This window comes from Cellvibrio sp. pealriver, from assembly GCF_001183545.1.
GTDB lineage: Bacteria > Pseudomonadota > Gammaproteobacteria > Pseudomonadales > Cellvibrionaceae > Cellvibrio.
Genome location: NZ_KQ236688.1, coordinates 1,818,394 through 1,832,062 on the forward strand (window position 1 = coordinate 1,818,394; position 13,669 = coordinate 1,832,062).

Below are 13,669 nucleotides of genomic sequence, written 5' to 3' on the forward strand. Positions count from 1 at the left end.
GCCCACCCAAAAAATATTATTAGTATTCAGAAAAGTAATTCAACACATCCATTTCTTGGTGCAACACCCCAATAATTTCAACCATACCTGCGTTGCATCGATAAAATACAACATGCTCCGCTTGGGGAAACGAATATATGCCGTTACAAAGCTCCAATCGGCTCTTTCCTAACAATGGATTTTCTGCAAGCCATTCAAACCGTTGTTCAAGTTGCTTGAGGTACTTGTTACGCTGCAATTTACCCCACTTTTGCTCTGTGTAACGACCAATACTTTTTAAGTCATCCTTGGCGCGGGGAGTTACCCGATAATTCGTCATTAAGCGTCCTTATCCAATTCCTCAATCAGGGTATCCATAGAAAAATTCTCAACAAACTGCCCTTGGTCAGCTTGCCGCACACCTTGGGAAAGATGCACTTTTAATGCCTCAATCTTTTGTTTTCTCTCTTCCAGAGTTCGCAATGCATCGCGCACCACCTCACTGGCAGAACCATAACGACCACTGGAGATTTCATTTTTGATGAAAGTCTCCCAATGGTCACCCAAACTCAGACTTGTGGTAGCCATATTGCACCCCTATATTCATATTTAACAATAATGAATATAGGAGGTTTAGGCCAGGATGGCAATACAGCCTGATTAATGGGCAATCAACCAGCACTGATGGATTTTGGGGTTGCGTTTAAAATCTTCATCAATCGTTTGCGCACTAATGTCCTTGATGGTGTAAGCACTTAAGGCATCTGTATCCAATTTAAACGTGCGTAGGTTATTGGAAAATATCAACGTACCGCCTTCTGCCAGCGCGCGCATGGCATTGTTGATCATGCCCACGTGATCACGTTGCACATCCAATACATCTTCCATGCGCTTGGAGTTGGAGAAGCTCGGCGGATCGAGCAGGATCAAATCAAATTGCTGGTCATTATCTTCAAGCCATTTTAGACAATCCGCTTGTTCCAAACGGTTGCGCGATTCGCTTAAACCATTTAGCGCAAAATTTTTACGCGCCCAATTCAGGTAAGTGTTGGACATATCCACACTCACGGTATAACGCGCACCCGCCATAGCGGCATGAACGCTTGCGGTCGCGGTGTAACAAAACAAATTTAAAAAACGCTTATCTTTGGCGAGGCTGGCAATCATCAAGCGCACCGGACGGTGATCCAAAAACAAACCGGTGTCCAGATATTGCCACATATTAATATGCAGCTTCGTCGCACCTTCCTGCACACTGAACAGGTCACCCGTCGGGCGCTCGTTTAATTTTTCGTACTGGCTGGTACCGCGATTGCGGCGGCGCTGTTTGTAGCTGATATGGGAATCAGGAATATCCAACACAAACGGCACGGCTTGTTCGATTTCCACAAAACGTGCAGCAGCTTTATCTTCATCCACTGATTTTGGCGCGGCGTATTCTTGTACATGGGCATAGAGCTGTGGCGCACGATTGGGCTGGGTTTGGCCGCGGTAAATATCAATTGCGGCCGAATACTCTGGCATATCAGCATCGTATAAACGGTAACAACTGATGTCGTTTTTCTTCGCCCACTTTTCCAATTGCTTGAGATTTTTTTGCAGGCGGTTCACCAGCATTTGCGCACCGTTAGAAAGCGCCGCTGCCTGCTCTTTTTTGTTTTCGATTTTGACTTTGGCTTCTGCGTCTTTGCGAACGGTGTCGTCTTTGCTAAAACGCGCATCCTGCTCAACGCGGCTTTGTACAAAGGCTTCACTGCTGATGGTAAACATCAGTAATTCACTGGCTATAGTGCCGTTAAAAAATTTGTATTTTTTATCCGCACGCAATCCCATTTGCTTGCCCAACTCCGGATTACCGGTAAACACACCGGCGCGCCAGCCCTGAAATTCATTGCGCAAACGTTCACCCATGTGGGCATACAATAATTTCAGCGATTCAATTTCACCCAAGCGTTCGCCGTAGGGCGGGTTGCTGATGACCAAACCAAAATCCATCGCCTTGTGTGTGGGTTTTACAAAATCTTTTAATTCTTTGCGGCTGACACGTAACCAGTGATCCAGCTCGGCACTGACGATATTTTCTTCGGCAGCACGGATCACTTTTACATCAGCATCGTAACCGCGAATTTCCGGTAAGTTCTCTCTGGCGAGCCCAGCCTTTTTACGCGCAAAGGCTTCTTCGCGCAGTTCCAGCCAAATATCGTTGCGATGATTTAACCAGCGCTCAAAACCAAAACTACCGCGCAACAAACCGGGGGCGATATCAGCGGCAATCAGCGCAGCCTCAACCAAAATAGTGCCCGATCCACACATAGGGTCGAGCAGTGCGCCGCCTTGCGCGGCAATTTCCGGCCAGCCCGCGCGGATCAAAATCCCAGCGGCCAGGTTTTCTTTCATGGGTGCACTGCCCTGCTTCACACGGTAGCCACGGCGATGCAGGCTGTCGCCCGATAAATCGATACTGACGATGGCTTTGTTTTTCGCCAGACGCACATTCACGCGTAAATCCGGATCGCGCTTGGCGACCGAGGGGCGCTCGCCGCTGAAATCACGCAGGCAATCCACAATCGCATCTTTGACTTTGAGCGCACCGAATTGGGTGTTGCGGATGGCATCGCTGGTGCCAATAAAATCCACCAACAAACTACCACTTGGACTCAGGTGTTCTTCCCAGCGGATTTCGCGCACGCCATCGTAGAGCGCTTCCTGACTATCGGCCTCAAAGCTGGCAAGTGGCAGGAGGATTTTGTTGGCAAGGCGCGACCACAAACAAGCGCGGTAAGCCATGGCGATGTCGCCAGAGAAGTAAATTCCTGCCACTGTCTCGCGCAGGTCTTCTGCGCCAAGGGTTTGCAGTTCGGTGTAAAGCAAGCCTTCCAAGCCCTTGGGGCAAGTGGCGAAATATTGATGCATCATGTGTATTCCGGAGCAAAACGTCTTGGGTGATGAACTTTTCTGAATGCGACCTGACTAAACAAAGGTGGCATTCATACTATTGTCAAATAAACCTGCTAGGCCGATATGCCATATAGAACGGCCTATGTATAAAAATTTAATCGTTCACGACACCGGTTAAATCTGGTGTACTCCCTAAACCTTTTCAGAAACCCTGAACAACCAAAAGGAGAATGTAAAGCCAGTCAAACAACACCATGAAAGACCGCAAGACCGCTTCAGTCGATGGGGCATTTCCTATCGATAAACCACAATATAGAGGTGCAATAACTGATGAAACGTCAAAAACGTGACCAAACAGAACGCGCATTCGTTAAAGGGTATCAAGCAGGTATTGATGGGCGTTCCAAAAGCCTTTGTCCCCATGAGTCCGGTGAGGCACGTCAGCAATGGCTGAACGGCTGGCGCGAATCGCGCACTGATCAATGGGATGGCTACAGCCGTTTGGCTCAGGTTCAAAAAGTTAGCAACATTCATCCAACAGCCATGAGTGGCTAAATATCCTTAAATGGACAGCCTCATAGGCTAAGACCAACACATTTCCCTATAGAATCATTGTACTGATGAAATAAAGCCCGCTCTTGCGGGCTTCGCTATTTGTGGTGCCGGGATTCGCTATCAAAGCCCTTTCTGATAACTGGCGATACCCGCAGCCGCCTGGCCAATCAATGCCGGGCCTTCGTAAATAAAGCCGCTGTATACCTGCACCAGGCTGGCTCCGGCGCGAATTTTATCGGCCGCGCTGGCAGCATCAAAAATGCCCCCAACACCAATAATGGGCAATTTGCCGCCCAGACAGGTATTTAAGGTGCGAATAACCCAGGTGCTTTTATCGCGCACCGGCAAACCGCTCAAACCGCCGGCTTCATTGCCGTTTTCATACTCTTCTACACCAACGCGGGTAATGGTGGTGTTGGTGGCGATAACGCCGTCCATACCTTCTTGCAATAAGATACCCGCCACCTGGGCGATTTCACCTTCATCCATATCCGGTGCAATTTTCACGGCAATAGGCACATAACGGCCGGTTGCCCTGTGCAGTTCGCCCTGCTCTTTTTTGATAGGTGCTAACAATTGAGACAATGAATCACCAAATTGCAGATTGCGCAGGCCAGGAGTGTTAGGCGATGAAATATTCACCGTAATGTAATCCGCATGGTCGTACACCTTGCGCAAGCAAGTCAGATAATCGTCCACTGCATTTTCTACCGGGGTAGTGGCGTTCTTGCCGATATTAATTCCCAACACGCCTTTGTAACGGCGGTTTTTAACCTGGGCGACCAGATGATCTACGCCTTTATTGTTGAATCCCATGCGATTGATGATGCCCTGGGCTTCCGGGATGCGGAATAAACGCGGTTGCGGATTCCCCGGTTGCGGGCGCGGCGTAATTGTCCCTATCTCAACAAACCCGAACCCCAAAGCGCTCAATGCATTGAAATAATCACCGTTTTTATCCAGGCCCGCCGCTAATCCAACCGGATTATCAAAGGTCAGCCCCATCACTTGCACAGGATTGCTGGGAATACTGGCGGTAAACAAACCCAGCAAGCGCAGGCGCTCGGCTGCACCTAGCACATCAAGGCTTAATTCATGGGAAGTTTCAGCATCAAGACGGAATAAAAGATCGCGAATAATGTGGTACATGGCAGGCTCTTGGGCAGTCAGTCAAAACGACGTTAAAGAAGGCGGCAAGGATACTGGATTAACGCCGCCAAATCACCCCAAAGCTTCCTTTATCACGCCAGACGCTGGATAGATTGGAAGCGGTTGTCATCATCAAAATCAATTTGGAACTGACCACGAATTCCAGTGTGTAATACAAACGGACGTAAAATGCCCGCAGGAAAGCGAATACTGCGGCCATCGATACTGTGCGCAAACACAGTTTTGGCACTGCCTTCATACAGGCGCTGAAACTCTTCGGCAGAAATTGCCAGATTGACAACAATACTTTTCAAATATTCCTCCTCCGATGGCTCTGCGCTTACAGCTCAGGCCGATGATCACCCGGGTATTTAATTCAGGCTATTACAATGCTGACTCGCTTGAGCCAAATCCAATAAGTCGCGTAGCGCAACTGCAATCATCGCAAAGTCAGTACCATTGACGGCCTGCAATTCATTGACCATGGATTTCCAGCGCGCGATCAGCAGTTGATGTTGTTCGCTCCAACGCTCTATCACATCATCGAGTGGGAGCGACTCATCCATAAAACGGATGAGCGAAATGCTCAGGCTGCGCAATTGGGATTCCAGATCACCCAGATAGGTTTCGCGAGCCATCGCTTGCCAAAAATTATCAACCGGCAAATTGGAAATTTGGTTGGAAAACCAGGGCAAACTTAAATAATTGCCCAACGCAAAATATACCCGCGCCAATAAATGCAAATCAGTATTGGCAATACGTGCTGCCTCAACCACACTCAAACCGGAATATAAATCGGCCGGATGGGCAACACGCTTTATCAGGCTTTCCGGTAGCGACAGTGACCGCAATTTTTGCACCGACGCTTCCCACTCCTGTAATGCATCTCCCACTAATAATTCAGGCAAATGCTGATTGATATGTAACATTCCAGGGGCAAACAATTCCACTTCACTGGCGGGATTCAAATAACTGCGGCGGTTACGTAAAAACCAGCGTGCAGCACGGCGAATTTTACGCATCATATCGTTGGTTAATTGCAAATGCAGCTCTGCGGGAATACTCGTACCCGCATGATCCAACGCAGTTAAAAATTCGGGCATCGCATAAATATCCCGTGCGATGATATAGGCTTTTGCTACATCACCCGCACTGGCACCGGTTGATTCCATTAGCCGCTGCGCAAAACTGATCCCCATGGTATTGACCATGTCATTTGCGATTTGTGTGGCAACAATTTCACAGCGCAGCCGATGATTGCGCAGCGCAAGGGGAAATAATTGTGCGATTTTATGTGGGAATGCGGTTTCAATAAATTTTGCGAGATATTCATCATCCACAATATTCGCTTGCGTTAAATCTTCTTTCAGCACCGCTTTTGCGTAGGAAATCAGAATCGCAAGCTCAGGACGCGTTAAAGATTTACCATGGGTCTGGCGCTCCAGCAATACCTCATCGGTCGGCAAAAATTCCAATTTTCGGTCGAGCCGCCCCTGCCGTTGCAATTCATTCATAAAACGGCGGTATTCAGCGCTGCGCTTTAATGCTTCCGATTGTGCAATGGTAATTGCCTGTGTTTGGCGGCTATTGTTATGCAACACCAATTGCGCAACATTTTCAGTCATATCGATTAGCAACTGGTTGCGTTGTTTTTGTGTTAAATCGCCATTGGCAACAATTTCGTTTAATAATATTTTGATATTAACTTCATGGTCAGAGCAATCCACACCACCGGCGTTATCAATAAAATCTGTATTGCAAGCACCGCCCTGCAAACAATATTCAACGCGACCCCGTTGGGTCATTCCCAAATTACCGCCCTCACCAAATACTTTGCAGCGCAATTCATCGCCGTTTACACGCAGGCTATCGTTAGCTTTATCGCCTACATCCGCATGAGTTTCATGACTGGATTTGACATAGGTGCCAATTCCTCCATTCCAAATTAAATCCACCGGTGCTTTTAATAGCGCATTGATTAATTCTGATGGTGTAAGGCTTGCTGCATCCAACGCGAACCGTGTGCGCATTTGCGCTGAAATAGGAATCGATTTGGCGCTGCGGTTAAATACACCACCGCCTTCGCTGATAAGCGATGCATCGTAATCGGCCCAGGTGGTTTTGGGTGTGGTAAATAAACGCTGCCGCTCACTAAAGCTGCGAGCTGGATCAGGGTTGGGATCAATAAAAATGTGCTGGTGATTAAATGCTGCAACCAACATCACCGCTTGCGATAACAACATACCGTTGCCAAACACATCGCCCGCCATATCGCCAATACCGACGACGCTAATCGATTGTGATTGCACATCAATATTTTTTTCACGGAAATGGCGCTGCACCGAAATCCATGCACCGCGCGCAGTAATACCCATACCTTTGTGGTCGTATCCCTGACTACCGCCTGAGGCAAACGCATCGCCCAACCAATGCCCGTATTCTGCTGAAATTGCATTGGCGATATCAGAAAAACTGGCCGTGCCTTTGTCAGCGGCCACCACCAAATAAGGATCATCGTCGTCGTAGCGGATAACCTGGCGCGGCGCACGAATACTACCCTCAACAAGGTTATCGGTTAAATCCAGCAAACCACGGATAAACAATTGATAACACGCAATACCCTCCGCTTGCTGTTGTTCGCGTGTGACATTCACCGGCATTTTTTTACACACAAAACCGCCTTTTGCACCACTGGGAACAATCACAGCATTTTTCACTTGTTGGGCTTTTACCAAACCGAGTACTTCGGTGCGATAATCTTGCAAGCGGTCTGACCAACGCAAACCGCCGCGCGCTACTTTACTGGTACGCAAATGTACGCCTTCCATGCGCGGTGAATAGACAAAAATTTCAAACAATGGGCGCGGTGCCGGAATATCCGGCAATTTACGCGGTGAAAATTTTAATGAGAGGTAAGTTTTGGCTGCGCCCTGCTCATCCAACTGATAAAAATTGGTGCGCAAGGTGTTATCGATCAACGCGAGAAAACGGCGGATAATCCGATCATCATTCAAGTTTTGCACTGCATCCAAACGCGCGAGAATATCCTGATGTAGTTCATCAAGGCGCTGCGATGTTTGCTCGCCTACCCGATCAGGATCAAATTTCAAACTGAAAAGTTCAACCAGTTTGCACGCAAGCTCCGCCTGATTCACCAGTGCTACTGCCATGTAGTTGGCACTGAAGGGGAATAACGTCTGGTGCATATAACCTGCGTAGGCGCGCAGCATCACCACTTGCCGCCACTCCAGATTGGCAGTCGTAATCAAGGCATTAAAACTGTCGTTATCAGCAAGCCCCTGCCAGATGGCCGCAAATGCCTGCATGAATTTTTCTTTAATGGAAGACACATCAAGCGCAGATGAAAACTGATGGGCCAACTTAAAATCATGCAACCAAATTGTCCGGCCCGATAACGTACAAATATCGTATGCACTTTCACTGACCACACGAAAGCCCAGGTTTTCCAGCACCGGGATGACATCGGACAACGCCAATGTAGTTGCCCTATGAAACACTTTAAATTGGATAAAATTACCCTCGCCCGTCAATGAATGATAAACACTGAGTGCAATATTTTTTTCAGCAGCACCATCCGCCGCATCGGAAAACAACTGGGCAATTGAATGAATATCAGCAACGGCCGTGCGCGCATCGTATTTTTCCTGATACGCGGAAGAAAATGCATCGCGGTATTCGCGCAACAAATGCGCACTCGTTTCTTCACCATGGGCTTCCATGAGCGCACTGTGCAAATAGTCTTCCCATGAACGGGTAATATTCACAATACCCGCCTGTAAGGTCTCCACATCGATATGCGCAGGTACAGCACTATCAACTTTAAATACCAAATACACGCGAGCAAGAATAGATTCCGAAAAATAGGTAGTGAATTGTGATTCATGGGAGCCGATCGCATTGCCAATCAACTCCTGAATTGCCAAGCGCACTTTGGTAGAAAAATAATCGCGCGGCACATACACCAGGAAATTGATAAATTTTCCAAATGGATCGCGCCGCATAAATAACCGCACCATGGAACGCTCATTAATGCGTGCAACACCCATCAAGGTTTCATACAACTCTGCGCTGCTACTTAAAAACAATTCGTTGCGCGGAAAGGTTTCCAATAATTGGCGGAAATTTTTGCCATCGTGACTGGATTCATCCAGCCCTGTCCGCGCAAATACTTTAGCAACCTTGGTTGCGATCAATGGAATCTCAAACGGACTCATCAAGTACACAACCGACGTATAAAGGCCAAGAAAACGCACCTCACCTGTGACCTCGCCTTTGGTGTTAAAGCGTTTAACGATGATGTAATCAGAATACGCCGAACGATGGACGCGTGCGCGTGCCGACGATTTGGAAAACGCAATCACCTGCGGCACCAAATGAAAACGCGCCATCCCCTCATTAAATGCATCAACCGCTAAAGCGGCATTCGCAGTTGCTTCACGCAAGGCAAAAACGCCCAACCGTTGCGTAGGAATTTCACACAATGTTTTTTTGCCATCGATGTCTTTGAATTCGTATTCGGCATAGCCCAGAAAAGTAAATTTATCTTCCGTCAACCAGTGCATAAATGCTTTGGTTTGCTGGATGTCTGCCGCCGCCAGTGTGGCATCGGCAAAATTAAGGTTCTGCTCTACTGCCAATGCAGCAGCACGCATGGGTTGGTAATCCGCAACGACTTTTGTGACCTCGCACAGGATGCTGTACAAACTGCGGGTAATTTCATCCAATTCCTGCTGGTCGCTGTGGGCACTGATTTCCATCACGATCAATGCTTCTTTTGTTGCGGTGCCGGATGTTGTAGTAGCGGGCGTTGTAGTAGCGGGCGCTGCTGATTGTTCAGGTGTATGGCCGTTATCACCCAGCGCGAGCAGATGATGGTCGCGGTCGCGCACCAGATTCAGCACCGTACTTTTAATGGTGTAAATAGCGATGTTGCGCCGGTTTAGCTCTATGCGGATGGAATCCACCAGAAACGGCATATCCCGCTGCAACACCACCAGCGCGGTATGAGGGCACACCCAGCCGTCCACCGCGAGACTTGGATTGAATAATTGGATTTTGGGCTGAAGCCCATCGTACACCTGAATGAATTGCCACCATTGATAGAGGCTGCCGAACACATCGCTCAGCCGCCGTCCAACCAACTCCTCCAGTGGATAATGGTTAAAAAACCGGTTAGCAAACTGCGCTAGCGCCTGATGTTCAGCAGGTGCCAGCCGGGATGCGCTGTAATCGGTAAATTCGGCGATGAACCCGGCAAGTTTGTGCTGGCTGACCAAGGGACTATTCACTGGATACGCTCCTTCAATGCAAGACAGGGTGTTCTTTAAGACTAGTCGAAAAATTCCTGTAAACAGTTGAAATGACAAGGAACTGCCACCACCTTGCAAAGTCTATCGAGCACTTCTGTGGCGCTGTAACTTACCCCCGATGGGTATGCAGCGATGAATTCACCATTAATCACAAAGACAAAGGTATTCAATTCCAATGCAGGCTTACCAACAAATCCAATCCCTTAATACCTGGCTCAACGACCAAATCATCGGTCAGGAGCATCTGACCCAACGACTCCTGATCGCGTTGCTTGCCGATGGCCATTTGCTGGTAGAAGGTGCGCCCGGCCTTGCCAAAACCAAAGCCATCAAAACCCTGTCGCAAGCAATTGAAGGCAATTTTCACCGCATCCAGTTCACACCCGATTTATTGCCATCGGATGTCACCGGCACTGATATTTATCGTCCTGAACAAAATCGTTTTGAATTCCAGCCAGGGCCAATTTTCCACAATCTGGTATTGGCCGATGAAATCAACCGCGCGCCCGCCAAAGTGCAGTCTGCCTTGTTGGAAGCCATGGCCGAGCGGCAAGTGAGTGTGGGCAGTAAAACGTACCCCCTACCCGGTTTGTTTATGGTGATGGCGACACAAAACCCGATTGAGCAGGAAGGGACTTATCCATTGCCGGAAGCACAGCTCGACCGCTTTTTGTTGCACGTGGTGGTGGATTACCCAAGCATTGAAGCCGAGCGCCGCATTTTGCAATTAGCGCGCAATGAAGCAGCCGCTGTTACAGCCGCGCAGCCAGACATCATCAGTCAGGCCACCATCGAGGCTGCACGCAACGAAATTTTGTCCATTCATATGGCAGACAGCGTTGAGGACTACATCGTTCATTTGATTAATGCCACACGTCGCCCGGCGGAATATTCAGAAGAGTTAGCTGAGTTGATTGAATACGGCGCGAGCCCGCGCGCAACTATCGCACTTGACCGCTGCGCCCGCGCACATGCCTGGTTAAATGGCCGCGATTTTGTCAGCCCCGATGATGTGCAAGCCGTTGCGCACGATGTATTGCGCCACCGTTTGATTTTAAGTTTTGAAGCAGAGGCTACCGGCACCACCGCCAACAGTGCCATTGATAAATTGCTCGCCGCCGTGCCCCTAAGCTAAGCAGCCCATTCAGCTAACAGGAAGCGGCCATGAGCAACACATCGCAACACGATCTCAATCCGCGCGGTGCTTACACCGAGCTCGCGGCATTATTGCGCTGCCGATTTTCAGCGCAAGATTTAAAACTGTTTGCACACCAACCTGCGCGCAGTTTGTTATCCGGTAGTGAACGCACCCGTTTTCGCGGACGTGGAATGGATTTTGAAGAAGTACGTTTGTATCAACCCGGCGATGACATCCGCTCGATTGATTGGCGAGTCACTGCGCGCACGCAAGTTGCACACACCAAAATTTTTCGCGAGGAACGCGAGCGCCCGGTGTTTATATTGGTAGACCAACGCTCGCCGTTATTTTTTGGCAGCACACGCTGTTTTAAATCAGTACTTGCTGCACATATCGCCGCACTATTGGGCTGGGCAGCACTTGCCAATGGCGACCGTTTGGGCGCACTGGTGTTTGGCGATTACGACCAGCGCGATGTACGCCCGCGCCGCAGCAAACACGCGGTATTGGAATTGCTGCATCAATTACAGGATTACAATCACCGCTTAACATCGCCAATAACACCTTCACCGCAATCACTCGCCAACGGACAATTACAACGTGCCAATACGCTCAATGATATGTTGGCCGATGCACGACGCATCGCCAAGCCAGGATGCGCGCTGTTTATCATCAGCGACTTTCACGATCTTGATAGCAAAGCTGAACAACAGCTCTTTGAACTAGCGCGTCACACCGACGTTATGCTGATTCATCTTTATGACCAACTTGAACGCGAGCTTATCAGTAATGCTCCGCTCACCATCAGCGATGGGCGTGAACGTTTGCAATTGGCAACTCACGACAAAGCATTTCAACAAGCTTATAAAAACCAGTTCGACCAACGCCTGCATATGCTCACACAAATGTGTAAACGACTGCGTATTCCACTGCTGAGTTACGCCACGCAAGACGATATCCAGGATGGTTTACGCAAAGCGTTTGGGCGAAAAAAATAGCGCTGGTCGCAACAGTTAATTCTATTCACGAATATTAAGTAGATTATGCAACCGTCAATGCCACAACAATCGACGCAACCGACAGCATCCCCACTGGATCAATTAGCCGATATCCATTTACCCGATGGCGTAAGCTGGTGGCCACTGGCACCTGGCTGGTGGATTTTGATCGTTCTTCTATTACTGGTTGCCGCCCTCTTTTTTATGTGGCGCAAACGTAAAGCGCAGAATGTGTATCGCGCGGTTGCACAACATCAACTCGCAGGTATTTATGCGGATTACCAACAAACGCACAATACCGCTGCGTATTTACAAGCGCTGAGCTTGCTGCTGCGCCGTACTGCACTGACATCCTATCCACACAGTTTTAATGCCAGTATCAAAGGAGCCGATTGGCTGCATTGGTTGGATTCGGTATGCCCTGAAACCAACAACGCTTTTTCTGGCGAAATTGGCCAGGCATTATTAATTGGCCCTTATCAAAAAAATCCGCAGATCGCGGTCGATGACTTGCAACAATTGAGCGCAAAGTGGATTGCATTACACCGCAATCATCGACAAAAACTTCCACTGAAAAAAATGACTACGCAGGAGGCCACTCATGTTTGAAATGCAATGGCCGTGGTTATTATTACTTGCCCCACTTCCGCTACTGATGGGTTTTATCGCACCGAAGAAAAGAATTGAAGCAGCACTGCGTGTTCCTTTTTATCAAGACGCCAGCCAACTGGAGCAGCAAAATCGTTTTAGTTCAGGCAAGCGCCCTGCACTATTAATAGTGTTATGGGCTGTGTGGTTAAGTTGCTTATTAGCGGCTACCAATCCGCAGTGGGTCGGTGAGCCCACCAGCATGCCGTCCAGCGGACGCGATTTGTTAATGGCCGTGGATATTTCCGGCAGTATGGAACAAACCGACATGGTGCTGAGTGGCCGCCGTATTAATCGCCTGATGGCGGTAAAACACGTGATTGGCGATTTTGTTCAGCGTCGCACCAGTGATCGCTTGGGTTTGATTTTATTCGGCGCGCAAGCTTATTTGCAGGCACCCTTAACCTATGATCGCCAAACCGTTAATCAATTATTACAAGAGGCACAAATCGGTTTTGCCGGACGGGAAACCGCCATTGGCGATGCGATTGGTCTCGCGGTCAAACGCCTGCGCGACAGACCGGATGCCAGCCGCGTTCTAGTGGTGTTAACTGACGGAGCCAATACTGCCGGTGTCCTTTCACCAGACAGGGCAACAGAGCTTGCCCAAAAAGCAGGCATTACGATTTACACCATCGCCTTTGGTGCAGAAGAAATGGAAGTGCCGGGTTTATTTGGCTCACGCACCATTAACCCCTCTCGCGATTTAGATGAAAACACCATGATGGCGATTGCAGAGAAAACCGGTGGAAAATATTTCCGTGCGCGTAATCTGGAAGAACTGGATAGCATTCACCGTGAACTCGATCGCCTTGAGCCGATTGAAATACAAACGGAAACTTTTCGTCCGGTGCAGACATTATTTTATTGGCCACTCGCATTCGCGTTTTTACTGAGCCTGCTATTGGCAGCCAGCCATGTGTGGCAAGGCCGCGCAATTTCATCAGCCACTCTCAAAGCGGAGGTGAAATAAA

11 protein-coding genes are annotated in these 13,669 nt (G+C 48.8%); 5 read left to right on the top strand and 6 right to left on the bottom strand.

All coding sequences use genetic code 11. The features are described from left to right. Positions 1 to 19: 19 nt before the first annotated feature. The 3 genes from VC28_RS07820 to rlmKL all read right to left on the bottom strand — a co-directional run bounded on the left by VC28_RS07820 (position 20) and on the right by rlmKL (position 2,895). Positions 20 to 319 carry a type II toxin-antitoxin system RelE/ParE family toxin gene (locus tag VC28_RS07820; RefSeq protein ID WP_049630152.1) on the bottom strand — a complete coding sequence of 100 codons (300 nt, stop codon included), beginning with the start codon at positions 317 to 319 and terminating at the stop codon, positions 20 to 22. Continuing rightward, positions 319 to 567 carry a type II toxin-antitoxin system ParD family antitoxin gene (locus tag VC28_RS07825; RefSeq protein ID WP_049630153.1) on the bottom strand — a complete coding sequence of 83 codons (249 nt, stop codon included), beginning with the start codon at positions 565 to 567 and terminating at the stop codon, positions 319 to 321. Before VC28_RS07825 ends, VC28_RS07820 begins: the two co-directional genes overlap by 1 nt. Before the next feature lie 72 nt (positions 568 to 639). Continuing rightward, positions 640 to 2,895, bottom strand: a complete 2,256-nt coding sequence (gene rlmKL / locus VC28_RS07830) for a bifunctional 23S rRNA (guanine(2069)-N(7))-methyltransferase RlmK/23S rRNA (guanine(2445)-N(2))-methyltransferase RlmL (RefSeq protein ID WP_049630154.1) — start codon at positions 2,893 to 2,895, stop codon at positions 640 to 642. 312 nt (positions 2,896 to 3,207) lie between these two features. Here rlmKL and rmf point away from each other — a divergent pair, with 312 nt between their 5' ends. Then, on the top strand, positions 3,208 to 3,432 hold the full coding sequence (gene rmf / locus VC28_RS07835; RefSeq protein WP_049630155.1) for a ribosome modulation factor: 225 nt from the start codon (positions 3,208 to 3,210) through the stop codon (positions 3,430 to 3,432). 120 nt (positions 3,433 to 3,552) lie between these two features. On the opposite strand, the gene VC28_RS07840 is transcribed toward rmf, so the two are convergent. From VC28_RS07840 to VC28_RS07850, 3 genes are all read right to left on the bottom strand, one after another. Next, positions 3,553 to 4,581 carry a quinone-dependent dihydroorotate dehydrogenase gene (locus VC28_RS07840; protein WP_049630156.1) on the bottom strand — a complete coding sequence of 343 codons (1,029 nt, stop codon included), beginning with the start codon at positions 4,579 to 4,581 and terminating at the stop codon, positions 3,553 to 3,555. Positions 4,582 to 4,673: 92 nt separating this feature from the next. After that, the gene (locus VC28_RS07845) at positions 4,674 to 4,895 is read right to left on the bottom strand and encodes a DUF2835 domain-containing protein (protein ID WP_049630157.1); all 222 of its coding nucleotides are present in this window, start codon (positions 4,893 to 4,895) and stop codon (positions 4,674 to 4,676) included. 57 nt (positions 4,896 to 4,952) lie between these two features. After that, complete coding sequence (locus tag VC28_RS07850; RefSeq protein WP_049630158.1) at positions 4,953 to 9,890, bottom strand: NAD-glutamate dehydrogenase; 4,938 nt, start codon at positions 9,888 to 9,890, stop codon at positions 4,953 to 4,955. Positions 9,891 to 10,086: 196 nt separating this feature from the next. Here VC28_RS07850 and VC28_RS07855 point away from each other — a divergent pair, with 196 nt between their 5' ends. From VC28_RS07855 to VC28_RS07870, 4 genes are read left to right on the top strand one after another with little or no spacing between them, the layout of a single operon-like run. Continuing rightward, positions 10,087 to 11,046 carry an AAA family ATPase gene (locus tag VC28_RS07855; protein ID WP_049630159.1) on the top strand — a complete coding sequence of 320 codons (960 nt, stop codon included), beginning with the start codon at positions 10,087 to 10,089 and terminating at the stop codon, positions 11,044 to 11,046. A gap of 29 nt (positions 11,047 to 11,075) precedes the next feature. Then, positions 11,076 to 12,047 (top strand): DUF58 domain-containing protein, encoded by a 972-nt coding sequence (locus VC28_RS07860; protein ID WP_049630160.1) that lies wholly within the window; start codon positions 11,076 to 11,078, stop codon positions 12,045 to 12,047. Positions 12,048 to 12,104: 57 nt separating this feature from the next. Next, entirely contained in the window at positions 12,105 to 12,656 is a 552-nt protein-coding gene (locus VC28_RS07865) for a DUF4381 domain-containing protein (RefSeq protein WP_049630161.1), read from the top strand. Next, positions 12,649 to 13,668 carry a vWA domain-containing protein gene (locus VC28_RS07870; RefSeq protein WP_049630162.1) on the top strand — a complete coding sequence of 340 codons (1,020 nt, stop codon included), beginning with the start codon at positions 12,649 to 12,651 and terminating at the stop codon, positions 13,666 to 13,668. The genes VC28_RS07865 and VC28_RS07870 overlap by 8 nt, the downstream gene beginning before the upstream one ends. Position 13,669 lies beyond the last annotated feature (1 nt).